This window comes from Psychrobacter sp. TS_SC_6 (assembly GCF_056156305.1).
Genome location: NZ_CM149590.1, coordinates 2,673,051 through 2,697,824, shown reverse-complemented (window position 1 = coordinate 2,697,824; position 24,774 = coordinate 2,673,051). Strand labels below are relative to the sequence as shown.

The following is a 24,774-nucleotide window of genomic DNA, read 5'->3' as shown; positions in this document are numbered from 1 at the left end:
ATTAGTGTTCTCTTATCAGCAGACTATACGGGCTTAAAGATAGTATTGTCAATAATTTTTGCCAAAAAAGTCAAGCAATCTAGCTTTTTGGTCATAAAATCAACAAAAAAGCCACTATCTGTATCAGATAATGGCTTTAGCATTTACGATATTTTAATGAGGCTGCCAAACATCAACAACGCCAATAAGCACTAATTTATAAATGCTTATCTAGTACTTTTGCCAATTCAGCCTTTGGCTGTAAGCCCATGACTGAATCCACTTTTTCGCCACCTTTAAATACGAATAAGGTAGGAATGTTGCGGATACCAAAACGACTTGCTGCTTGTGGATTGTTATCAACGTCAACTTTAACGATTTTAACTTTACCTTGGTACTCAGTCGCTAAATCTTCTAAAATAGGTGCGATGGCTTTACAAGGACCACACCATGTTGCCCAGAAATCGACTAATACTGGCACGTCAGATTGTAAGACGTCTTGGTCAAAGTTGGCATCAGTGGTGTTAACAATAAGGTCTGACATAATTTTTCTCTCTTGTATTATTATATTTGTCACCATTTATCGATAAAACAATAAATGTCATACCAAAATGATGACCGGCTAAAGAATGTTAAGAATGGGTAGAAATCTGCCATTATATTAACATGTTTGCCTAAAGTTGAAAGACGTAGACTGGTTAAATTGTTTAACAATTACGATTAGCACAATAAATCGACACATAAGGATACAGGGTTGGCTTTTATCTGTTACCTACTGTATTGATTTCTGCTTTTAACTGCTCGTTAAGATTATTTGCATTTTTGATTCTATAACGGATTCTGATTTTTATATCCGAACTGATTAATATAAGTCCCTTCATATAAGTAGCCCACATTTATGCCTTTTACAAATGAAAAAATCGATGCCCTTAATGCTGAAGAAAAAACCCGTTCGCTTGAGTTTTTTCAAACATTTGCAAAAAAAGTTACCGTCTATGAAGATGAAGATATCTGGGTAGTCGATAAGCCAGCAGGACTATTGAGTGTCGATGGTAAGACCTTAAAGGTCAGTTTGCTGGCACGACTTGAGCGTGTCAATCCTGCCGTCAAACTGATTCATCGCCTCGATATGGATACCTCTGGGCTGCTTATTTTCGCCAAAAATGCAGCGGCACAAACCAATATTAGTAAGCAGTTCATTGACCGACTGCCACAAAAAAGTTATCAAGCACGAGTGTTTGGTCAATGGGACAGCGTTGGCACTACTGGCAAGATATCGGTACCAGTACGTTATGAGCCTGCAACCAAACCGCGTCATATTGTCGATCCTAACTGGTCAAAACATGCGCTGACTTTGTATGAAGTATTGGCGCATGAAGAATGTGATGGTCAAATAGTAACTCGCGTCCTATTAAAACCAGTCACCGGTCGTAGTCATCAGCTGCGCGTCCATATGGTACATGTCGGACATGTGATGATTGGTGACCCGATTTATGCAGAAGGTATTGCGTTGGATATTGCGCCAAGACTAAATCTACATGCGCAGCAACTGCGCCTAAAACATCCAACGCTTGGGGCGTGGATGGACTGGGAAAGTCCAACACCTTTTTAGTGTTTTTAAAATAAACTAAAATCTAGTATTTTTGCAAATTACTAGATAAAGTTACTAGGTAAAATTGCTATGGAAAATTAGTAGGGCGTCCTGTGCTCTGATAGGTCAGCCAATTTGCAAAAACAAGGATTGTATTATGCTTAATATGACTACTGCCAAGCAGGCGCTTAAAAAGCGCTTTAAAGCCAAACCTTATTCATCAGATGTTCCTACAGATTATGAGGTACTGATTATTGGTGCGGGTATCGCAGGCATCAGCATGGCTTGCCATTTGCAGCAGCAGAGCTCGCAAAAAAGTCATTTTGATAGTAAAAGCGTTAAGCAGAAAAAACGCCTCAAACTTACTAGCCAACGATTTTTAATCGTAGAAAAACGTGAGGATTTGGGCGGTACATGGGATTTGTTTACCTATCCTGGTATTCGTTCTGACTCGGATGCGCTGACTTTTGGCTATAGTTTCCGTCCGTGGATGGATCATAAGATGCTTGCAAAAGGTGCAGACATTAAACGCTATATTGCTGATACCGCACGCGAGTTTAAGGTGGTAGAGCACATTCGCTATCAGCATGAAGTACAGCAGTTATCATGGTCAAGCGACAGTCAGCAATGGACGGCGATGATTAAAAATCATGCTACCGGTGAAGTATTGAGCTTAACGGCAAACTTTGTTGTTGGAGCGACTGGTTATTATGACTATGAGAGCGGTTATAGACCACATTTTAAAGATGAAGAAAGTTTCAAAGGTGAGATAGTCCACCCGCAACATTGGCAAGACACGCAATACGACGATAAAAAAGTGATTGTCATCGGTAGTGGCGCGACGGCGATGACACTGATACCGGCATTGGTCGATGAAGGTAGTAAACAATGTGCCCGTCATGTCACCATGCTGCAACGTTCACCGACGTATGTTGCAAGTGTACCGGGCGATGATCGTGCGCTTGACCTGCTCTCAGGTAAATTCTCACCTTTATCAAAAGCACAGGCGTATACCTTGTTGCGTACGCGCAATGTGATGTTTCAACAAGGTGTTTATCGGGTGGCGATTTATGCGCCAAAAGTGATGAAAGCGCTATTAAACCATAAAGTCAAAAAAGAGCTTAAAGGCAGTGGCGTGGATGTTGCCCATTTTAAGCCAGCTTATAATCCTTGGGAAGAGCGCTTATGTGCGGTACCTGATAGCGATTTGTTTCAAGCTTTGCATAGCAAGCGCGCTAAAGTGGTAACCGATAGCATCAGTCAGTTTACCTCAACTGGTATTGCATTAGCATCAGGCATGCATTTGGACGCAGATATCATCGTTACTGCGACGGGTCTAAAATTACAGATGCTAGGAGGTGCCGCTTTATATGTCGACGGGGAGCCGATCGATGTAGGCGCACGAATGACCTACAAAGCAGTGATGCTTGAGGGTGTACCAAATATGGCAATCATGTTTGGCTATACCAACGCGTCTTGGACATTGAAGATTGATTTGGCTTGTCAGTATGTGCGGCGTTTACTGAGTTATATGAATAAAGAAGGATACAAAACAGTATGTGCGCAGGCTGAGACTGAGCACGAACAAGTGAAAATGCAGGCAGATACGGTACTTGGGGCACTATCGGCAGGGTATGTCAGCCGTGCCAAGGATGAGCTGCCAAAACAAGGTGATCGCTATCCTTGGCGGGTGAACAATAACTATCTAACCGATCGCATCATGCTCAAACACCGTAAAATCAAAGATGAGTGGCTACAGTTTAGTCGTTAGAATTTGCTAATTATTAATCTTGCTGTGCTTGATTGATAAAATCACTGACTTGTTTACTAAGCATCTGCCACAAGGTTTCTTGCGCGCTTTTGCTGCCCCATGCATTGTGCGGACTGAATATTACGCGTGGATGCTCGCTAAGAGCCAGAGCCAGTAAAGGATCATTGGCAGCTATGGGTTCTTGCTCAAAAACGTCGCTGCCATACCCTAAAATCTGCTCATTTTTAATGGCATCAGCAAGCGCTTGGCTATCCACAATACCACCACGAGCGACGTTGACAAGTAAAGGTTTTTTAGTCATTTTGGCCAAGGTGTCTGCATTGATAAGGTGCTGAGTTTTCTCATTTAACGGGCAATGTAAGCTCAGTACATCGGACTGCGCCAGCACGTCTTCAAACGCTGTATAGTCATCATTACGCGGCATACGCCCTTGGTGTTCAGCCCACAATACTGTCATGCCAAACGCGCGCGCAATATCAGTGACACGTTTGCCAATGGTGCCAATACCAATAATACCGAGCGTTTTATTTTCCAAATCTATAAGCGGGATATCAAGCAGGCAAAAATTACCGTTATCTGCCCACGTGCCATCGGTGACTTTATTATGATAATGCAGGCCAGCACGCATGGCATTTAGCATCAGCATAAAGGTGTGTTCAGGCACGCTTTTCACCGCGTAACCGGCGACGTTATAGAGCGCGATATTACGCTCAGTACAAGCATCTTGGTCAACGTTATTCATGCCCGTAGCGGTCAGTTGAATAAGTTTTAGCTTTGGCAGCTTAGCAATCACCTCAGCATTTATTTGCACTTTATTGGTAAAAATAATGTCGGCATTTTGACAACGCTCAATGATCAGTGCTTGAGGTGTATCGTCGTAAGTAATGTAATCAGTAACGCCAGCGGGTGCTGGCAAGTCGATGTTATCAGAGAAAGTACCTTTATCTAAAAAAACCGCTTGCATGATGATTCCTTATCTTGTTGTTATCGTGAATGGGTTTTGTTTATTATCGGTTTAATGTAGCACGTTGCAGTATTTAGTCAAAAAGGTCGTTAAAAAACACGAAGCAAAAAACCTCTACTTCAAGCTGAAAATAGAGGTTTTATTTATTGAGACACCAGTTTATTGCGCTTATAAAGAAAAACGTTTGCGCAATTTACCGATAAAACTACGTACGCGACTGCTCAAGTCAATGCGCACATCATTTTCAGGATCGTGCTCGACTTCATAACGTTTGATCAATTCAGGGCTGGCTTTTAGTTTTGCATGATGTTGGAAAGCACGATTGACACTAATCTCAAGTAAGCTGGCACGCATCGGCTTCGGTAAGCAGCGATAGACTTGACCTTTATTAATCAAATCAATCAGCAAGCCAGCGTCTTGGAATTCAGTCTGTACCAATACGACCAAATGCGGCGCATCTTGTTTTAAGGTAAAGATAATCGGCGCAATATTCTCGCCACTGACGTTGATATCGGTAATACAAACACCGATATCCTCGTTCGCCAAATAATCGTAAGCTTCCTCTAAACCTTGGGCATGCAGCACTTTATAGTTGTTAGAAAACTGCTTACGTATTTGCTCAATCAAATCATTGGTCTCATCAATGACCAATAAAATCTGCTTATTGCCTGAACTATCGAACTGCTCAGCGTTTTCGTCTGGGTTATAAGTCAAAGCGATTTCAGTAGCGCGTCCGACGACAGCGAGCAGTTCTTCAGATTTACACGGCTTAGTTAAATAACGGTAAATTTCACCATCATTAATAGAGCCAATAATCGCGTTTAAATCAGCATAGCCTGTTAGCAATATACGCATGGTAGAAGGTGATACTTCTTTTACTTCGCGCAAGATATCAACGCCAACCCGCTCAGGCATACGTTGGTCACTGACCGCGACGTGTACATGGTTGTCTTTGATATAGTCGATGTATTCAGTCGGGTCGGTGGTAATAAAAACGTCATGCGTTTTACGAAATAACAGTTTCATAGAACGTAAAATGCGTTGTTCATCGTCAATAAAAGCCAGCTTCGGTTTAGCTTCAGCCCCTAACTCAGCGGTACTGATGTTATGACTGGTGTCATTTTCTAATTCATTCATGATGGTATCCTTATGATGAATAACAGTGATATAGCTTTATATAATCATTAAAATAGTAATTAAAATAACAACAGAACCTAGCGATTATGCCGCTAGGCTTTTTTCTGTCAGATCATTATTAATCGGTAGCGCTAAGGTAAAGGTTGTGCCAACGCCTTCAGTCGATACGGCTTTGATATCGCCATTATGCTGCTCCATAATCTGCTGACTGATTGCCATACCAAGACCAGTACCTTCGCCTGCGCCTTTAGTCGTAAAGAATGGCTCAAATATCTGACTGAGCACTTCTGAGCTCATGCCTTTACCGTTATCAATGACATCAATATAGACATTGCTGTCATCGGCGCGGGTTCGCACTTCAATTTTGCCATCAGATTTTTCACCCATGGCTTGCGCGGCGTTATTGAGCAGGTTGACCAATACTTGATTGATTTGCGATGGTGAGCATTTAATCTCAGGCGTCGGCGCAAAATCAGTGACAATCTCTTGATGTCTGATAGAGTTACCCGCGATTTTAAGCGAGGCTTCGATACATTCGCGCACATCAATGGTCTTCACTTTTGACTCATCAAGACGGGCAAAGTTACGAAGATTAAGTACCATCTCGGTGATTTGTTCAACACCAAATAGCGAGTCTTTAATCAGCTCTTTTAGCTCAGCGGACAAATCATCTTCTTGGATTTCATCAGAAGCACGGACGATATCTGCTAATAAATTATCAATCTTCCCATTAGATACGGCGTCTGACTTGATACCTTTTAACCCTTGTACCAGTTCAATCAGCTCTTCATATTGCTCAGTCAATTGACCGATAATTTCAAGGTTATTTTGAACATACGATAATGGTGTATTTACTTCATGGGCAACACCTGCAACCATTTGCCCCAACGTTGCCATTTTTTCTGAACGGATCAATTGTAGCTGCGAGCTTTTCAGCTCTTTTAGTGTGTCTTGCAGCTCGGCGGTACGTTCTTCTACTTTAATCTCTAGCTGTTGGTTAATATTGGCAAGCTTACCTTCGTTAGATTGGATACGATCTAATAGGTCGTTAATAGAGCCGTTTACCAGTCCAATCTCGTTGCGACCTGTCTTGAATTTAACTGAGCTTAGCTTGTTGTACTGCTTGTTATTAATAATGTTTTCTGCGAGAGAAATTTTATCAGTGGTTTCTTTCAATGGTTTGAATGCTAAGAAAGTTAGCATAAAGTAGATAATACCAGCGGTGATAAGGAGCGCTAATGCAATCCAGTTAATCAAGTTTTCACTTAGATTGTCGGCGATAGCGTTAATTTCAGCGTCAGGTTGGACAACGATAAGTTTCCAATAAGTTTCAGGAATCTCAAAGACATAGGCTTGACTGCCGTTATAAAAGTTATCATTGGTCAGCTCAAAGCTTTGTAGCAAGCGGCTATCCATAGCATTTTGCTTATTTTCACCGTTATTTAGGTAAGCAGCATAGTTGACCAAATAATAACCTTTGGAATCACCTGTTTCTGCTTTATCAATCGTATTCAATACTTGCTGAACTTGCGGTGACACGCTAGCTGCAACTTGCTCGATAATCTCGTTACGCTGCGTTTCCAAGAAACCTAGCACTGGCTCCCAAGCAGGGTCAGAGTTGATAACCTGTTTGATATCAAGCGGTGTACCGGTTGCTTCATCAATATAGTTTAAGCGTTCAGGGTTAGATGAGGCGATGACCTTATCACTGTTATCCAATAATAGGATATAGCCTGAACCCGAGCTTTCACTCAACTTAACGATGTTCTCTTGCAACTGGTTTAGGGTAAAGTTGACCGTACTGGCACCCCAAAACTGATTGTCACGCTCAATGGCGACACCGCAGCTCATGGCAAGCTCGCCTTTGGTTTGGCTGGCGCGAACATGGTTCCAGATACAGCTGTCAGGTTTGAGTAGTTTTAAGACACTAAACCAATCTTCTTGATAATAAGGATTGGTTGGGTTTGGATCGCTTAGCACTGCTTGATAATCACCGTTTTGGCGTACCATCAAAAACGGATGGGTCACGGTATTGGCACCAAGCGCATCTTTTTCTGGCCAAATGCCGCCACTACCCAATAGGTTATAGTCGCGTTTATCGAATGCATTGGCGGTACTGACTTGCAAAATATTCTCTTGCGGTGGCAGCGTTTGCGCGCTTTGCTGTAACAGCAAGGCACTACGCATGACACGATTGATGTCGGCTGAGATACTATTAACCGCGGTATTACCACGTTCAGCGACCAGCTTTGCTGATTCAAGGCGAATTTTATCATGACCTTCTTTATCAACGACATAAACAACGACCGCAAGTACGACCGCAAAGGCAATAAACAAAATAGTAGTAACTTGGGTACTGACTTGATTAAAAAAGCCGACTTTTTTGGAGTCACTCATGATGGGATTTGTCCTTGGGAGTAGGGAGTACAAAGAAGATTGCTAATAAGATTTTTTTGCTACAGTGACCTATATGGTTAGGTTCTATTAAAATGGCGTATGAATAATAATCATAAACGTCAACTGCAGACAGTATTAACATAACTTAAAATAATGACATTAAATTTAACCTATAACTTAATGGACTATTACAGACAGTCATCCATCCATCCATGACTGCTGATAACGCACAGATAACAGCTACTAGGTCTATGCTGTTTTTTTATATAATTAGTGGTTAGCTAAAATTCTAATGACTTAATTAAGTTACATAGCTTTGGTGTTAAGAGAGATGTTCTATTGCATTTTTTAACAATACAGTAACAATTTTACGATAACAATATTTTTTGTTTACTTGCGAGTCGTTATCTTACGAGTTTATAAGCCCAACTTATGCTTAGCCTTGACTTTATCTTGTAGAAATCTGCTCTTGAAAAGTGAACTTAACGCACTTATCTAAGCGCTAACGTTATATAATGATCTGTTTTATCGACGGATTTGGCTTACAAGCTGATGTGCCTGATATATCTCGTGACAATATACTGAATGACCGCATATTGAATAAGTGTATATCCAATAGTTGTCAGTTCGTCAATGTGACTGAGCCAGCAAGCATGGCTTGCATCGTAAACTACCTATTTTCTTATCATCTGAGTACAAAAAGACATCGCCCTATGACTATCTCTATCGCTTCATTGCACAGCACCGAATTCGCCGTTGGTCAACGCTATTTATCTGATACGGAGTCCGAGCTGGGCTTAGGTGTGGTCATCGATGTAGACGACCGATGTGTGCACATTTTATTTCCGCAAAGTGAAGAGACGCGCGTTTATGCAAAAAACTCTGCGCCGTTATCTCGTGTGGTGTTTAAAGTCGGCGATAGTATCTCTGATCAGGCAGGTAAGAGCTATACAGTAAGTGCTGTTGAAGAAGTGATGGGTGTGCTCAAGTACAGTGTAAATGAGCATGAAAAAGCCATTATGGAAACCCGTCTGGCTGCCAATATTACTTTGGCTAAACCACTGGAGCGTCTGCTAGCAGGTCGTATTGAGCGCAGTGATTGGTATGATTTGCGTCAAGATATCTTGCGTATGCAATCAGCGCTTGCAGGTCATCCGCTCAAAGGCTTGATGGGTGCGCGCGTCGATATCATTGAGCATCAGCTCTATATCGCTCATGAAGTTGGCAAACGTATCGCACCGCGCGTGTTGCTTGCTGATGAAGTGGGCTTGGGTAAAACCATTGAGGCAGGTTTGATTATTCATCAGCAGCTACTGACGGGCAAAGCTGAGCGTGTACTCATTCTTGTGCCAGACAGTCTGCAATATCAGTGGATGATTGAGCTGCGCCGCCGCTTTAATCTAAACTTTGCCTTATTTGATTTGGTACGTACCGCAGCGATTAAAGAGCACGACCCTGAGCAAAATGTCTTTATGACTGAACAATGTGTCATCGCTGGTATGGACTTACTCCTTGACCATCCTGACTTGTATGACCAAGCGATGGAAGCAGGGTTTGATTTATTGGTCGTTGATGAAGCGCACCATCTGCATTGGGATGAAGCGCAAGGCGGCAATGATAAGTACGACCTCATTGCAGATTTTGCTGAAGAGACTGCAGGAGTCATGCTATTGACGGCGACACCTGAGCAGCTTGGGGCGCAAAGTCACTTTGCCCGTTTGCGTCTATTAGACCCAGATCGCTTTGATGACTTAGATGAGTTTATCGATGGTCAAGATGCCTTTGCAGAAACGGCAGCCGTTGCCAGCCTATTAATAGAAGACAAACCTTTAAGTGATGGACAAATTGCCGCACTGAGCAGTTTATTGACGATTAATATCGATGAATTAGCAACGATTAACGAAGACGAAAAACTCCGTACTTATGCGTTAAATGAATTGCTAGATCGCCATGGTACTGGACGTATTTTATTCCGTAATACTCGTGAGAGTGTGAAAGGTTTTTACGGTCGTAGCAGTCAGCCGTATCCATTGCCGCTACCAGAAACATGGGTCGATAGCTATCAAACCAATGGTAAATTGCGCGAGCAGCTATGGGGCGAAGAAAATCAGCCCGATGGTGGCTGGTTAGAGGACAACCCGCGTGTGCCTTGGTTGATAGATATCTTAAAAGGTGATCTTAAGCATAAAAAGGTGCTATTGATTGCCCGTAGTGGCGCGACGGTTGAGAGCTTGGAAGCAGTATTACGCTTACATGCTGGTATCAAAACGGCTATCTTTACCGAGCAGATGACCTTACTTGAGCGTGACCAAGCAGCAGCGTTCTTTGCCGATAATGAAGGCGCGCAGATATTGTTGTGCTCAGAGATTGGCTCAGAAGGTCGTAACTTCCAGTTTGCAAGCCAGCTGATACTGTGGGACTTACCTGCCAATCCAGATACCCTGGAGCAGCGTATTGGTCGTTTAGATCGTATTGGGCAAACACAGCAAATCATGTTGCATGTGCCTTATGTGCAAGGTACTGCGCAAGAGCGTCTGTATCAGTGGTATAACAATGCGCTCAATATGTTCAATCAGATTTCACCAACAGCACAAAGCGTTCAAGAGCAGTATATCCAAGAGCTAAAACCGATGCTTGAGGGTGCTGATAACGACGTCAATCGTGCAATATTGGCAGATATTATCGCAGAAGCGGCACAGACACGATTGGGGCTTGAAACACAGTTACAAGCTGGTCGTGACCGTCTATTAGAATACAACTCATGCCGTCCGCGCGTCGCTGGACGTATCGCTGACGCCATGCGCGATTTTGATGGGCATAATCTATTGCCGCAGTTTATCGAGCGCTTTTTTGCCTCAGCCAATATCGAGCATAATATCCAACGTGATGGCTCGTGGGTGATTTCACCGATTGACAGCACTGAAATTAGTGATTATATCGATGGTCTGCCACTCGGTGATGAAGACGGTATGACGTTGACTTTTGAGCGTGAGCAAGCGCTGCAACGTGAGGATATTGCTTTTATCACGCATGAACATCCATTGATGCAGGCGATTTATGAGCTGGCGAGTACCAGCACCTTTGGTAATACCACCGTTGCAATGCTAAAAAGTGCTGCGGTACCACAGGGCATGGTGATGTTAGAAGTGAATTTCCGTGTAGAAGCCATCGCACCGAAACTACTTAACTTGCCTGCTACCTTAAGTACGCAAAATATCCGCGTCTTTATCAGTGAGCAGGGCAGTGATTTGTCAGCGCGTATCAGTGCCGATATGATCATGCCGCACATTGAGCGTTTGGATAAAAACCGTGCCCGCCAAGTGATTAAAGTAAGGGGCGATGTCATCGAGCAGCGTTACTATGAAGCGGAAGATATTGCCCGTCAGCAGTTGGCTGAGATTGGTGAACAAGCAAGTGCCCGCTTTAGCCAGCAGTGGTCGCGTGAGATCAAACGTCTTAAGCATCTACAAACCATCAATCCCAATGTGCGTCCAGCAGAGATTGAGCGTTTAGAGCAGCTAAAATCGCAAGGCGAGCAAGCATTGGCGGGCTTGTCATTGGTGCCAGATTCTATCCGTGTATTGGTGGCAGTAAAACCATAGATTTACTACAATAGTAAAAGCGAGGTGTATTTGAGCATCTCGTTTTTATTGATGACTTTTTATCATGAGTTTTCGATAATCCATTTATTGCTCATCTACAGATTTATCTTGTATATTACTGCTATTGATTTCATATTATTTACATTAAAACGCCATATCGGCTGAAGCCATATCGTCTTGATATTCTTTGGCGCTTATATCTAGATGCCTGGCGTTGCTGATAAAAATAAGGAAAGTAATCGTCATGTCTGATTATTCACAACTAATAGATGAGCTATTGGCTACCGTCGCGCTCATCGAAGTCAGCCCTGATGTGTTTGAAGGTAAAAGCCATGACTATGTTGGTGCCCGTATCTTTGGTGGGCAAGTGCTCGCACAAGCGATCATGGCAGCAGCGCATACGCTTGATGAAGACAAGCCTTGTCACTCATTGCATGGGTATTTTTTGCGCGGCGGTGATATTAATCAGCCGGTGATTTATCAAGTGCGACGCTTACGTGATGGGCGTAGTTTGTCCGCGCGCGAAGTGACGGCGATTCAGTATAAGCAAGTACGTGGTAAGCCGCCGGTTGAGCAAGTGATATTTTCAATGATTGCCTCTTTTTCACCGATGGAAGAGGGTTTAGAGTATCAAGAAGATATGCCTGTCTATCCACCGCCTGAAGACTTACTTGCGGAGCAGGATCTAAAAGAAGACTATGTTGGTAAAGTTCCAGAGGCATTAAAATCTCGTTTTATGCGCCGTCGTCATATCGAGATTAAACCAGTGAAACCGCGTGACCCGATCCATCCGGAACCAATGAAACCTAAGCAAGCGAACTGGCTGCGTATCCGCGAGCTTGGCAATCAACCTGTCGCGATTCAGCAAGCATTACTGGCATTCTCCTCTGATTTTTATTTGGTTGGCACGGGGCTGATGTCACATGGTATTAGCTTTATGACCAGTGGCTTGCAAGCTGCTAGTATCGACCATTCCATGCATTTTCATCGTCACTTTGACCTAAACGATTGGCTGTTATATGACATGTGGAGTGATACGACATCCAATGCGATGGGGCTCAATCATGGTCAGTTTTGGCAAGATGGGAAGTTGGTCGCGACGGTACAGCAAGAAGGCTTAATGCGTCTGCGTGTACCGAAGTCTTAAGTTTTTATCTTCCGATAGATAAAAAAGCGACTCAAAATAATTCTGAGGCGCTTTTTTATGGCGTATATAGTCGATTCTAAATAAAACAGATACATTATAGTTCAACGCTGAACTGGTATAAATTTTTCTTGCTTGCTGTGCCTTCGCAGCTCGATGCTGCAAAAAATTCATTCCAGTCCCGCTGTATTATTTTTATACTGAACTCACTATACAATCGTTATTTTAAGCCGATTTTTTAGTGATTATATATGGGATCCTATTCTAAAATCTTTACCATCGCTCTTGGTAATCCTAGCGTTGCTTGCGCATCATTAGCATTCAACCAGTTAATATTAATTTCAGCTGCTTCTAATGCCTTGGTTATCTCAGTCACCTGTTTATCGTTTAAAGTTACCGATTGCGGGGTTAAATACCAATGAAAATGGGTCAATGAATGTTTGATAGGCGAATCATCGAGTAATGTGTTGCTAACTGATTTTGTGACCAATTGATTCTTATCTAACCACTCATTAATAATTTGCTCAGCAGTGGTAAATTCTGTCTCGTATATTTTTTCATTACTAGCTACTTCTAAAAGCTGATTATCATTCGCTGTAATTGGTTCCTTATTTTTATTCTTGTCAGCATCCTTCACAGCAACTTTTCCGCTAATTTTTTCTATAAATGCTAGCGGCAAACTCCACAGTCCGCCCCAAATGCCATTGTCAGGGCGCTGTAGCCAAAGTATTTCGCCATTTTCGTTTTCAATAAGCAGTGCATTACTAAATTTACTCGGTTTAGGCTGTTTCTTAGCTTTCACTGGATAGTCCGTTTCACGACCTTGCGCATGCGCTAAGCAATCATCTTGTAGTGGACATAGTAGACAAGCAGGCTTACTACGCGTGCATAAAGTTGCACCCATATCCATCATCGCTTGCGCAAACAATCCTGAGTTCTCTATTGGCGTTAGACGCTCTGCCAATGCCCACAGCTCTTTAGTCGTCGAGGACTTAGTGATGTCACCATCAATTGCTGCCCAACGCGTCAAGACACGTTTAACGTTGCCATCACAAATGACGCCATAACGATGCAAGCCCATTGACATAATTGCCCCAGCGGTCGAAGGACCAACACCTGATATCGCTTCCCAACCTGCCAAGGTTTGCGGAAAGTCGCCAGATTCGTCAATCACAGCGACCAATTGCTTCGCGCCTTTATGCAAATTACGTGCACGCGCATAGTAACCTAGCCCCGCCCAATGCTCCGCGATGGTGTCCCATTCTGCTGCTGCTAAATCTTGCACGGTCGGAAAGGAGTCCATAAAACGGGCAAAGTAGGGCAGCACAGTGGTCACTTGCGTTTGCTGGAGCATAACTTCTGATAGCCAAACAATATAAGGGTTGGGCGTATCGGTTAGGTGTTGTTGCCAAGGCAGATCATGGCGACCGTTTTCGGTGAACCAATCTAGTAGGCGGGGTGCGAATGCGTCTAAAGAAGTTAATGAGTGAGAAAATTGAGTATGCAAGAGTATTCCTTGTAAATTTAACAGGGATATATAAGGTTTGGGATTAAGGTTACTTATGGGGTGTAATACGATTGATACAAGACAACAGTAGGTGAGCTTAATTGTGAGCACCATTGGATAAAATGGCAATTAACTGTATTGTTTGCCAAGTGAGATTGTGAGGATTTTCAGATAAGTTAAAGGTGAATTATAAAGATAAAACAGGTGCGCTAGGCGGGCGCACCTTATGAGCTATGTTAGTGAGAGTTTACTTCCGATTCTTCCGCGTTTTAAGGCGACGCAAGCGTTTCTCTTCTTCTTTAGCGATTCTTTTTTCTTCTGACGCGATGCGTTGCTCAGCGACGACGACTTCTTCAGCCTCAGTCATAGTTGGCGTCTCCAAAGTGATACGCCCAATCTTACCGCTACGCAGCTCATTGACTAGGATTTCAGACATCCGGTACGTATCGACTTTATTACCCGCGCGCACGCAGCCACGATTACGCCCAGCTATTTCAAAAAACTCCCAATCGGTCTTAGGCAGCTCATCAATTTTATAGCGGGTTTTTAGCAGCTCAGGATAGGCAGTTAATAAATACTCAGCGGTATAACCAGCAACATCCGCAAAATCAAACGCCGTATCACGAATGCCGCCTGTCGCCGCCAAGCGATAGCCAGAGTTTTCGTTTTCAACTTTTGGCCACAGCATACCTGGCGTGTCATAAAGCATGATATCATCATCAAGTTTAATCAGCTGCTGCGACTTGGTGACCGCTGGCTCGTCACCAGTTCTTGCCACGGCGCGTCCAGCCAAAGTGTTGATCAACGTCGATTTACCGACGTTTGGAATACCCATAATCATGGCTTTGATTTGGCGACCCGTACCCACTTTATTGGGGACAAGTTGTTTACAGATTGCGATGATACGTTTGACATCATTGGCTTTATCGGTATCGCAAGCAATGGCTTTAACACCATTTTGCTGCTCAAGATAATCCATCCATGCTTGGGTCAGCTCAGGATCAGCAAGATCAGCCTTATTTAAGATTTTGATGACCGGTTTTTCACCGCGTAATGCCGCGACCATTGGGTTTTCGCTGCTATAAGGAATACGCGCATCAATCACTTCGATAACCACATCCATCTGCGGCATAATTTCTTTGATTTCATTGCGGGCTTTGTTCATATGCCCAGGGAACCACTGAATACTTACTCTCTTATCCATCTGCTTTCATAACCTTTTATAAAAAATGCTCAAAGTAAGACGATCGTCATTTACTTTTCATGGTGTTCAGTTTACTACATAAGCCACGTACGGATGCTAAAAAGTAATGATGTTAAAAAGTGCTCACGCTATAATTCAATTTACTCTAATAAAAAACTATGACTCGATCTATTCTGCCGTTCCATCACGCGCTGGTGGCAACGGTGCCAAATAACCAATCAATAAAATCAAACTACCTGCACTAAGGAAAGAAATTACTCGCCAAATTGCCTCAGTCTGTGACAAGTCAACCAAGACCAATTTTAAGACCACAATACCCAATAAGCCAATGCCCATAAACCATAGCGCGCGCTGCCAATAGCGACTGGCAGTAATGGTGGCGACTAAGGCTAGTAGCGTCCATAAAATCGTCAGTCCAGTTTGCACTTGCTCACTATCCCATGCGCTGCCATTATGATCATATAATTCCGCTATCCACAGCGGTGTATTGATAAAAGCGTGTAGCGTTCTGACCAGCATACTAGAGAGTATCCAAAAGCTAATCAGCGCTAGTACGATCAACAACGTGTCACTCTTACGAAAGGCGCTAAATAAATTTTGCGAGTGCCCGCCACGTTGACGCAATAAATAAACGCCCAATCCGTAAAATAGCACTAGCCATAACGTCACATCATATAAGTTAAATAAAGGAAAGTAAGGCAGTTCCCAAATCACGCCATCATAGGTGACATTGGTAAAAATGACCCAGCATAATGTTAGTGGCACGAATATTCTGGCGCTGTTTAATAGCGATTTTTGCCAGTCAAACCAATACATAGAGAGCGGTGAAATTAGATTTTTCATCTGATTATTATTTTGCTGACGATACGTCAACCAGAGTCCAACTATCATAAGCGCAACTGGCACAAGAATGGTCATCACACCTTTTGACTCGGGTAAGCCGTAATGTACAGCCTCAGCCAAAATTATAATGCCAGTACCAAGCCAGCTTGCACTATCGTAACCTTTTAATTCTGCACTATTATTGTCGTCGTTATTAGCATTGTTATGCCACGTCTTTAGCCATAATTGACCAAGAACCAGCCAGCCGATGAACAACGTTGTAAATATCGGCCAATAAAAGGCTGTCCATTGATAGTCAAATTCATATTGTTGTGGCAGTTGTAATATCAGCATCGCATAAAATAACAGCAGCAAACCATGGCTAAATTGTCTAATTTCTCGCCACGGACGATATTGATTGATGACATAATAAATAATCATGCTAACGACACTTGCTAAGGCAATAAGCGTCGATGTTGCTGATTGCCAGCTGGCAAGCCATTGGTCAAAATCGAGGACTAACACATACAGCAGCCAGCCCATCGCGATGAGCGTTAAAAGCCGTATCAAAGCAGGACGTTGCCAAATGATTTTAAACGCCATACTTTGGTTGTTGATACTTTCAAACCATTGCTGAGCAGCCGCCTCACTAATGCCTAACGCTTTGGCATATCCAGACAGCGTATTATTGGCATTAAGCTGATTTTCAGAATCGTGGACAGATGGCATTGAGCCTTGCGTCGCTGTCATAGGCGATAAAATAGGTAATGAAATAGGTAATGAAATAGGTAATGAAATAGGCGAATTACTGGCACGTAAGATAAAGACGCTGGCAATTGCACTGATGGCAGAAATGGTTAATGCGAGCGTCGGATAGTAATCAAGGGTAATGACAAAGGTATTTGATAACATACCAATGCTAATTAGCTGCAATACTAAACCCAATAATATTGACCATGCACGAAGAGAACGCCTGCCAAACCATACCAATGCTAGTCCTTGAACCGACCAGCCGAAGGCAATCCATTCTGCATTTAATGCCAGAGGAATCACTAATGCCAAAAATCCAAAGCCCAATGCCAGCATCCCTTCCGTAACCAATGCATAACGCTGACTGCGCTGAATAAACGTCCAACCAAGCCCCAAATAAATGACCGCTAAAATTGTGCTAGTTAGGGTTAAAGCGTGATTGATATCGTGCAGTAATGCTGAAAATAACCCAAATGCCAACAGTGGCACAGAAAATAGCAGTCCGATATCAATAGGAAATACATAGCTGGCATGCTGACTCTTAATATCAGCATTTTGGTCAGTATCAATAGCCGTAACGGTAGCGGCGTCACTATCGTTATAAGCAATAGTATCGTTATAAGCAATGATTTGCTGTGCATAGCGAATCACGACGAATAAATACAGCAGTATATGTAGCGCGACGAGTAAGACCAATGTCCAGCGTTGATTTTCTATAATTACCGTTAAATTTTCAGTCAATCCCCAATAATATGCCAAGCCAAATGTCACACTCGCGCCAAATAAGTTCAGCACCTTCCACGGGCGATAATGAGCAATAACCGCAATGGTGATATTTAATAACAAGTAATAGCTAAATAATACCGTTAAGCTGCCAGTATCTTGACTGGTCAAAATCGGTGCAAAGAATCCACCGGATAATGCTAATAATGCCAAAGGAAAAGCATTTTGGCGTACCGCTAAAGCGACCGTTACCGCTGATAATATGCCAAGTGCTATAAAGCTTGGCAGACTACCGATTACCTGATAGACGCTATAGGCAAAAAATGTGGTCAAATAAGCAATGGCTAAGCCCGTACCTTGTAAGCTGATACCATAGGCAAAGCGTTTTGCCGCCAGCTTTAAGCCTAATCCTGCCAATCCTAATCCTATGATAATAATGACTGTTAGCTTAACGCCAATGGATACTTGTATATAGTCACTTAGTAAGCGCAGCAATAGAACCACGCCGATCAGTAAAACCAATACGCCAACACGCACCACTAAATTGCCACCCAAAAACCAGTTTTGAATCGAATGAATAAGTGAGGTAACAATAGGAAATGAGCGCTCGTCAGGTTCTATCGGTGCATTAACCGCTTTATTGGCTAAAGGCTGACTATTGGAAACTGGTGATTGAGTTGCAGATAGTGACACAAAGTGAGTTGATAGAGGGTTAGAGGATAAAGCATCAAGCGGCAACGGGGGCGGCATTGATTTTTCTGTTGATGACAATGCATCTTCACTAGGTGATTCGATGTCAAATATACTTTTTACCGCAGTGGTACTATTCTTTTGCTGCTTAAGTTCGCTCTTTAGCTGCACCATGTCTTGACGCAGTTGTGCCAATTGCTGATGCAGCCTAATATAAAGGGCAATCATAATCACTATTAAAGTAATTACAACCAGCCAACCTAAAGAACCCATCAAAAAATATAGCATCATTATTACTCAATCTGTCTGTCCATTGAGTGATAATGACGCTATTTGATTATAAGCACAAGAGTGACGTGCCCAACACGCCATAAATGAGATTATTCAACGAAATTTAAAGGGCTTAAATAAGCTTATTGAATGTCAAAGTAGTATAAAAAGCTATTATGCCAAATTGTCTTTCATAAACTCCAGCATATTGTCCCAGCTCTGTTTAGCAGCCGTTTCGTTATAGCCTAAGTCCACACCATTTTTAGCAGCGCGCTCATCCGCATTTGGATTGGTAAAGCCATGCTTAGCACCATCATAAACATCAATAGTGTAATCAACGTTCGCCGCATCTAACTCTGACTTGAGACCTTCTATCGCATCCATAGATACCATAGAGTCATCACGACCATGAGCAACCAATACTTTAGCAGTGAACTGCTCATCGGCAGGCTGCTTCGGTGATGGGTTACCGTGGAAGGTAGCGACTGCTTTTAAGGGCATACCTTCACGTGCCATATCAAGGACGATTTTGCCACCAAAGCAATAGCCAATCGCACCTAAGTTGTCGCTATCAATGGCTAGTTGATCAGTAAAGTCATTGAGAATCAACCGGCAGCGAGACATGAGCATATCTTGGTCTGCTAACACTTGCTCCATCCACATATTTGCCTGCGCGGCATCTGAGGTTAGCTTACCTTCACCGTATACGTCCATAGCGACCGCGGCGTAGCCTGCTTTTGCTAAGCGTTCAGTGACATTCTTTGGATGCTCGACTACGCCCCACCATTCGGGTGCAACCAAAATACCAGCGACAGGATGGTCCTCTGAGGCATTTTCTGGCAACGCGACATAGCTGATCAATTGAATACCATTTTCTGTCGTACTGATTAATTCAAACGTCTTAATTGACATAGTATTGTCCTTTTTTAGGTAATGAAATTTATGTGATGAGTATCAGATATCCGTATTTTTTGAGTGATCTATTTGCTGACCTTTACTACCATACCGCCCAACCTAGTCAAAAACAGCTATAATACTGTAACGCTCTTTGTCAAAATGATACGGCAGTTTTATGACCCTAAATTTTTTAAATAACGATAAATCTCATTTAAGTACTGCTACGGACACGCCTTTATTATTTGAAGGTGGCTCGACTGAATCACTGCGCCCGCAGTTTTGGTCACGCTATATTTTAGCGGAATTAAACCCTAGCGAATGGGAAGCCTTGTGTGATGGCTGCGGCAGTTGCTGCTTGATTAAATATATTGATGAGGACGAGCAGGGTAATGTTGATGAAGATTTGGTGGAATATACTGATGTAACCTGCCAGCTAATGGACTGTGCGACTGGCTATTGCAGGCATTATGCGACACGGCAAGAGCATGTGCCAGATTGCATTCAGCTGACGATTGAAAATCTGCCGAATATGATGTGGCTACCGTCACACTGTGCTTATAAGCGCTTATATAAAGGGCAGAACTTACCAAGTTGGCATTTATTATTGACCCAAGATGCGCTGGCAACTCAGCAACAAATGCGTGCTGCCAATGTTGGCGTAGCAGGGCGCTGCGTGACTGAAATTGGTATGGATGATGAGGAGATGGAAACGCGGGTAGTCAATTGGGTGAAGCCTTAATAATCTCTAACCCTTGATTGTCAAAATATTTAATCTTTAATATAGTCAGGGAAAAGCAATATCGATATATAACGTACTGCTGATATCAATTTTTCTTGCTTGCTGTGCCGTTGCTGCCAGAGGCTGCAAAAAATTTATACCAGCAGTACCGTAGCGTTTTTAAGGTATTTTAACTATAGAAGTAATATTAATGGGAAGCTTGAGCGGCAGATTGAGCATTTGCTTCGGCAATAGCTTGTGAGTCAGCCAATGGCGGTATCGGAATACCTTGGCGAATCTGCTTTGAAAACTCGCTGCCATGAATATTGCTGCTATTCTGAAATCCTTTAGCCTTTGGATTGATATGGGTGCGCTCATACCAGGTATCCATCGACCAAGGTTGTTCTGTATTTTTAGGATTGGCGCCTAACATCCCGACATCATATAGATAGTTTGGTAGCCAACCAGAGACCCAAATCCGGTAATCCCATGGCAAACGCTCATCACTAACCAGACGCGCCATATAAAAGATAATATTGGTACAGTTGCTGGTTAAAGTGTTGTACCACGCAGGCTTGGTATTAAGCTCATCAGCGGCTGTCAAATAGGACTCAAACAATGCTTTGACTTCATGCCGCTGTAGATGGCTAATGGGGAATAAATAGACTTGCTCGCCGCGCGCGTTACTGCGCGTATAGATAATGTCGCGCTCTTCTGCGGCAATCAAGCTCAATTCAAAACGTCTAAAAAATCCTGCCAATGCCGAAAACGATTCACCATTCTCTTTACGAATCTCAAATGAGAAGGCAAGCGGGCGCTCCTCTTCAAAACGAAAGCTCACTAGCGTATGGGCAATCAGTGGCCCCATCCAATACGAATTGGTAATATCGACGCCATATAACTTTGACATATCAATCGTACGCGTCTCCCAGCGCTCTGTCGCTTCTGTGTCGGTATGCCAATCAAAATTTCGTACATTGGTGAGTGTAATCAGATTAGGATTGCTAGGATCGCGCCTATAAGTGACTCTTTCAGAGACTTCTGGCATCCAGTCGCGCTCTTGTTGCGCTTCAATAGAGAAAAACCAGCCAAGACCTATTAGCCAAAAGGCAATATAAGTGGCTACAAGACTTTTAGCAACAGTCTTTGCAGAAATATGTTTACTATTCACTTTCCTTATACTAGTAAGCCTGTTTATCAGTTTTCCCGCCATACCTGTCCGCAAGCGAATAGCAAGCAGCGATGCCAGTAGCCCAACGACAGTAATGGTTGCGAACCACGTGATAACTGAGTAACCACCGAATTGATACCAAATCGCTAGCAGTAGCCAAACCGCTGACAGTAATAGCGTTAGCGCAATAAAAAATTGCAGTAAATAATGTCGCCACTTGGGTTTAGTTGGCTTAGTTTTTAGTGGCTTACGATTTAATGGTTTATTCAATGTGCTATTTACCTTGTCATTATTTAACTGATGATTGCCTAAGCCATTGTCTGAACGATGACCAGTTGAGTGCGACGAAAATAGACGAGAAAAAAAGGCACGTAGCGACATAAGGTTTATTTTGCCTTTGTGTTGGCTTTTATTAAGAAATAAACAGGCTTTGACCATAGCAAAAATTGCAACACACTGACAATACAATTTGAGTGAATTTGACGTTGAATGTCGTCACGCCTTGCGATAAAGTAGATCTGATTAAGAGGAATAATTTATGCTTTAATATCCTGTTAATGATAAGCTGACTGTTTTATTTAGCTTTTTTATCCCCATCTATCATTTTTATGATTCTAATCACCATTAAATTAATCAAAGAGGTTAACTCACACCATCATGTCTGAAGATGCTCCAAGCCCGAGTAGTTGGTCGATGCGCGGCTTAAAACGCTGGCTATCGACTGCCCCTGAAACCCGAGATGAACTGATACGTTTGGTGCAAGACTCGCGCCAATTTTTAGAACCTGATACGGTGGATATGTTAGAAGGCGTACTTGATTTGCCTGCAACACAAGTGCGTGAAATCATGACACCGCGCCCGCAGGTAGTAGGGTTACATGAAAACACCAGCCTTGCTGAAGTCATGGACATCATCCTTGAAACCACCCATTCGCGCTATCCGGTTTTTGATAGCCAAGATGACGATGCGGTCATTGGTATTCTGTTGGCAAAAGATTTGATTCCTCTGTTGGTGCACATGGTGCGCGATGAAGAAGAGAAGATCAGCAGCAAGCGCTTAAGAGATTTGGTACGTCAGCCACTCTATATCAGTGAAAGTGCGCGCTCTGATACCTTGCTGCGCTCCTTGCAGCGTACCCAAGTCCATATGGCGATTGTCGTCGATGAATTTGGCAATTTTGGTGGCGTGGTCACGATGGAGGATTTGCTTGAAGAAATCGTCGGTGACATCGTCGATGAGCATGATGACTTCGATGAAGACAGTGATATTAATAATATCGTCGCTGACCCTGAAAAGCCCAATACTTGGCGGGTGCAAGCCTCTACCGTGATTGAAGATTGTAACGATGAGCTTGGCTGTCATTTTGATGATACTGATGTCGATACCATGGGTGGCTTGGTCATGCAGACCCTTGGTCATGTAGGTAATCTAGAGGGTGAGAGCGTGGTCATAGGCGATTGGCAAATCACTATTACTCATGTCGAAGGGCGTTTTATTCAAAATCTTGAGCTGACTAAAATTAATCCTGAACCACAAATCTTGATTGGCAGCCATTAAACACTTTGTTGAATAAGTTAGCTTATTGATTAGAGCTATTAAATATACGCTTAATAAAGGTCATAACCATACAAAAAACACGATTGCGATCGTGTTTTTTTGTTTTTTAGCATTTGTAATTACTCTTTGGTCGATAAAACATGCAAATTTACCCATTATTTTGGACAGACTGGTATTATGAGCAAGTTTGATCTTTGATGGTTGTATTGAGCATAATATGCCCATTTTTATATGAAACGTCGATTGAATCATCAAGATTTGAAATTATTGAATAATAAAGTTTTGGATAACTGCTATGCGTCTGTCTACTGTTGATTTGCAAAAACGTCTAAACCCTGAGAAGCCAAAGGGCTTACCTCTGGTGCTGACGCTATTGATTGCGTGGCTGGCAGGCGCAATATTTATCTTTGCACTCGCGCCTTATGGAATTTGGCCCGTGGCTTTAGTATCGCCAGCGATTTTATACGCTTTATTATTGCCACAAATGAATGGTAAGCGAGCGTTTTTTATCGGTCAGGCTTATGGTACAGGGCTTTGGTGTGTGGGAGCGTTTTGGTTATATACCTCCATTCATGTCTATGGAGATACGCCAGTATGGCTTGCGCTGATTATGATTGCGCTAATGGGTCTAGGCATGGGGTTATTCCATGGCTTTTTGGCGCTGACTTTTAATCGGATGGTGGGTAAGCAGCCGTTATCATTTGCCGCGCTATGGATATTGCAAGAGTGGATGAAGACTTGGCTGTTTACGGGCTTTCCATGGCTGTTTGTCGGTTATGCATTTACTGAGCAGTATTGGCTGTCGTCATTGGCACCGGTCGCGGGCGTGTTTGCTGTATCATTTGTGGCCGTATTATTAGCAGCCAGTATCGTGGAGCAATTTCGCCGTCGCGGTGGTTATCTGATTGCCACGTTTGCGCTATTAATCATTAGTACTTCTTTATGGCTCATCAATCCACAATGGACAAAGCCAAAGGGCACACCTGATTTGTCGGTGTCGTTAATTCAAGGCAATATCCCCCAAGACTTAAAGTGGCTGACTGAGTATCAAGTAGAGACGTTAAAAATATATGCAACTTTGACCAGTACAGAATGGGAACGTGATATTGTCGTATGGCCAGAATCTTCTATTCCTATGTTTCAAGATGAAGCGGTTGGTTTTATCAATGAAATGGTAAAGATGGCAAAAGAAACCGATACCACATGGGTCACAGGTATTCCTTATAGAGATCAAACAGATTTTGATCCAAAAATAGATAAGTACCCGCCGTTTTATAATAGTGTGATTGCGCTTGGTAGTGATGCGCAAGGGATGTATAAAAAGCAGCGTTTGGTCCCATTTGGTGAATATATTCCTTTTGAGGGTATGCTAGATATCTTGCCAAATCTTGCCGGTAGCCAAGATATCATGAGTTATAGCCGTGGTAGTGATAGACAATCACCGCTGCGGGTACGTGGGCATAATCTGGGCGCGGCAGTATGTTATGAAGTCGCTTATCCTGATACCACGCGCAAAAATGCTATCGATACTGACTTTTTATTGACCATCTCAAACGATGCATGGTTTGGCACTTCAGCGGGTCCGCTGCAACATCTGCAAATGGTACAGATGCGCGCATTAGAGAACGGGCGCTGGTTTATGCGTGCGACCAATACGGGTGTGACCGCTATTATTGACCACAAAGGGCGTATCGTTAAACGTGCCCCGCAGTTTGAGCGTACCGTATTACGTGGCGATGTTCAGGCGCGTGTCGGTAATACCCCTTTTATGCGCTTTGGTAATTATCCTATTCTAATCATGATTGCGCTGCTATTGTTATTGAGCTATCTTGGCAAACGATCAACGCCTCAAATACGTACGATTGAGTAATTACACCGTA

General features: G+C 42.9%; 16 protein-coding genes. 7 read left to right on the top strand and 9 right to left on the bottom strand.

Going from position 1 to position 24,774, the window contains the following annotated elements:
- Window positions 1–196: 196 nt before the first annotated feature.
- Window positions 197–523, bottom strand: a complete 327-nt coding sequence (gene trxA, locus AC0J5Y_RS11435) for a thioredoxin (RefSeq protein WP_020444406.1) — start codon at window positions 521–523, stop codon at window positions 197–199.
- A 354-nt stretch (window positions 524–877) separates the two neighbouring features.
- On the opposite strand from trxA, the gene AC0J5Y_RS11430 reads away from it, so the two are divergent.
- Window positions 878–1,591, top strand: a complete 714-nt coding sequence (locus tag AC0J5Y_RS11430; RefSeq protein WP_475130794.1) for an RluA family pseudouridine synthase — start codon at window positions 878–880, stop codon at window positions 1,589–1,591.
- A 136-nt stretch (window positions 1,592–1,727) separates the two neighbouring features.
- Complete coding sequence (locus AC0J5Y_RS11425; protein ID WP_475130792.1) at window positions 1,728–3,341, top strand: flavin-containing monooxygenase; 1,614 nt, start codon at window positions 1,728–1,730, stop codon at window positions 3,339–3,341.
- 13 nt (window positions 3,342–3,354) lie between these two features.
- Here the strand turns inward: AC0J5Y_RS11425 and AC0J5Y_RS11420 are convergent, their stop codons facing one another.
- From AC0J5Y_RS11420 to AC0J5Y_RS11410, 3 genes are all read right to left on the bottom strand, one after another.
- The gene (locus tag AC0J5Y_RS11420) at window positions 3,355–4,305 is read right to left on the bottom strand and encodes a D-2-hydroxyacid dehydrogenase (protein WP_475130790.1); all 951 of its coding nucleotides are present in this window, start codon (window positions 4,303–4,305) and stop codon (window positions 3,355–3,357) included.
- Window positions 4,306–4,473: 168 nt separating this feature from the next.
- The gene (locus AC0J5Y_RS11415) at window positions 4,474–5,442 is read right to left on the bottom strand and encodes a response regulator (RefSeq protein WP_475130788.1); all 969 of its coding nucleotides are present in this window, start codon (window positions 5,440–5,442) and stop codon (window positions 4,474–4,476) included.
- Window positions 5,443–5,526: 84 nt separating this feature from the next.
- A complete protein-coding gene (locus AC0J5Y_RS11410) occupies window positions 5,527–7,839 on the bottom strand; it encodes an ATP-binding protein (protein ID WP_475130786.1) in 2,313 nt (770 codons plus the stop codon).
- 713 nt (window positions 7,840–8,552) lie between these two features.
- On the opposite strand from AC0J5Y_RS11410, the gene rapA reads away from it, so the two are divergent.
- Together rapA and AC0J5Y_RS11400 are read left to right on the top strand one after the other, a co-directional pair.
- Entirely contained in the window at window positions 8,553–11,441 is a 2,889-nt protein-coding gene (gene rapA, locus AC0J5Y_RS11405; RefSeq protein WP_475130784.1) for an RNA polymerase-associated protein RapA, read from the top strand.
- Window positions 11,442–11,685: 244 nt separating this feature from the next.
- Window positions 11,686–12,588: an acyl-CoA thioesterase gene (locus AC0J5Y_RS11400; protein WP_020444398.1), complete on the top strand. Its 903-nt coding sequence runs from the start codon at window positions 11,686–11,688 to the stop codon at window positions 12,586–12,588.
- Window positions 12,589–12,844: 256 nt separating this feature from the next.
- On the opposite strand, the gene mutY is transcribed toward AC0J5Y_RS11400, so the two are convergent.
- The 4 genes from mutY to AC0J5Y_RS11380 all read right to left on the bottom strand — a co-directional run bounded on the left by mutY (window position 12,845) and on the right by AC0J5Y_RS11380 (window position 19,463).
- Window positions 12,845–14,092 carry an A/G-specific adenine glycosylase gene (mutY, locus tag AC0J5Y_RS11395; RefSeq protein WP_475130783.1) on the bottom strand — a complete coding sequence of 416 codons (1,248 nt, stop codon included), beginning with the start codon at window positions 14,090–14,092 and terminating at the stop codon, window positions 12,845–12,847.
- A 247-nt stretch (window positions 14,093–14,339) separates the two neighbouring features.
- Window positions 14,340–15,296 carry a ribosome biogenesis GTPase YlqF gene (ylqF, locus tag AC0J5Y_RS11390; RefSeq protein WP_475130782.1) on the bottom strand — a complete coding sequence of 319 codons (957 nt, stop codon included), beginning with the start codon at window positions 15,294–15,296 and terminating at the stop codon, window positions 14,340–14,342.
- Between the two features lie 168 nt (window positions 15,297–15,464).
- Window positions 15,465–18,572 carry a DUF2339 domain-containing protein gene (locus AC0J5Y_RS11385; RefSeq protein WP_475130781.1) on the bottom strand — a complete coding sequence of 1,036 codons (3,108 nt, stop codon included), beginning with the start codon at window positions 18,570–18,572 and terminating at the stop codon, window positions 15,465–15,467.
- Window positions 18,573–18,725: 153 nt separating this feature from the next.
- A complete protein-coding gene (locus AC0J5Y_RS11380) occupies window positions 18,726–19,463 on the bottom strand; it encodes a dienelactone hydrolase family protein (RefSeq protein ID WP_475130780.1) in 738 nt (245 codons plus the stop codon).
- Window positions 19,464–19,623: 160 nt separating this feature from the next.
- Here AC0J5Y_RS11380 and AC0J5Y_RS11375 point away from each other — a divergent pair, with 160 nt between their 5' ends.
- The gene (locus AC0J5Y_RS11375) at window positions 19,624–20,187 is read left to right on the top strand and encodes a YcgN family cysteine cluster protein (protein ID WP_475130779.1); all 564 of its coding nucleotides are present in this window, start codon (window positions 19,624–19,626) and stop codon (window positions 20,185–20,187) included.
- Between the two features lie 187 nt (window positions 20,188–20,374).
- Here AC0J5Y_RS11375 and AC0J5Y_RS11370 read toward each other — a convergent pair whose 3' ends face one another.
- The gene (locus tag AC0J5Y_RS11370; protein WP_475130778.1) at window positions 20,375–21,718 is read right to left on the bottom strand and encodes an Lnb N-terminal periplasmic domain-containing protein; all 1,344 of its coding nucleotides are present in this window, start codon (window positions 21,716–21,718) and stop codon (window positions 20,375–20,377) included.
- A gap of 276 nt (window positions 21,719–21,994) precedes the next feature.
- Between AC0J5Y_RS11370 and AC0J5Y_RS11365 the strand changes: the two genes are divergently transcribed.
- Together AC0J5Y_RS11365 and lnt are read left to right on the top strand one after the other, a co-directional pair.
- Window positions 21,995–22,894, top strand: a complete 900-nt coding sequence (locus tag AC0J5Y_RS11365; protein ID WP_475130777.1) for an HlyC/CorC family transporter — start codon at window positions 21,995–21,997, stop codon at window positions 22,892–22,894.
- A 295-nt stretch (window positions 22,895–23,189) separates the two neighbouring features.
- Window positions 23,190–24,764: an apolipoprotein N-acyltransferase gene (gene lnt, locus AC0J5Y_RS11360; RefSeq protein WP_475130776.1), complete on the top strand. Its 1,575-nt coding sequence runs from the start codon at window positions 23,190–23,192 to the stop codon at window positions 24,762–24,764.
- The last annotated feature ends 10 nt before the right edge of the window (window positions 24,765–24,774 follow it).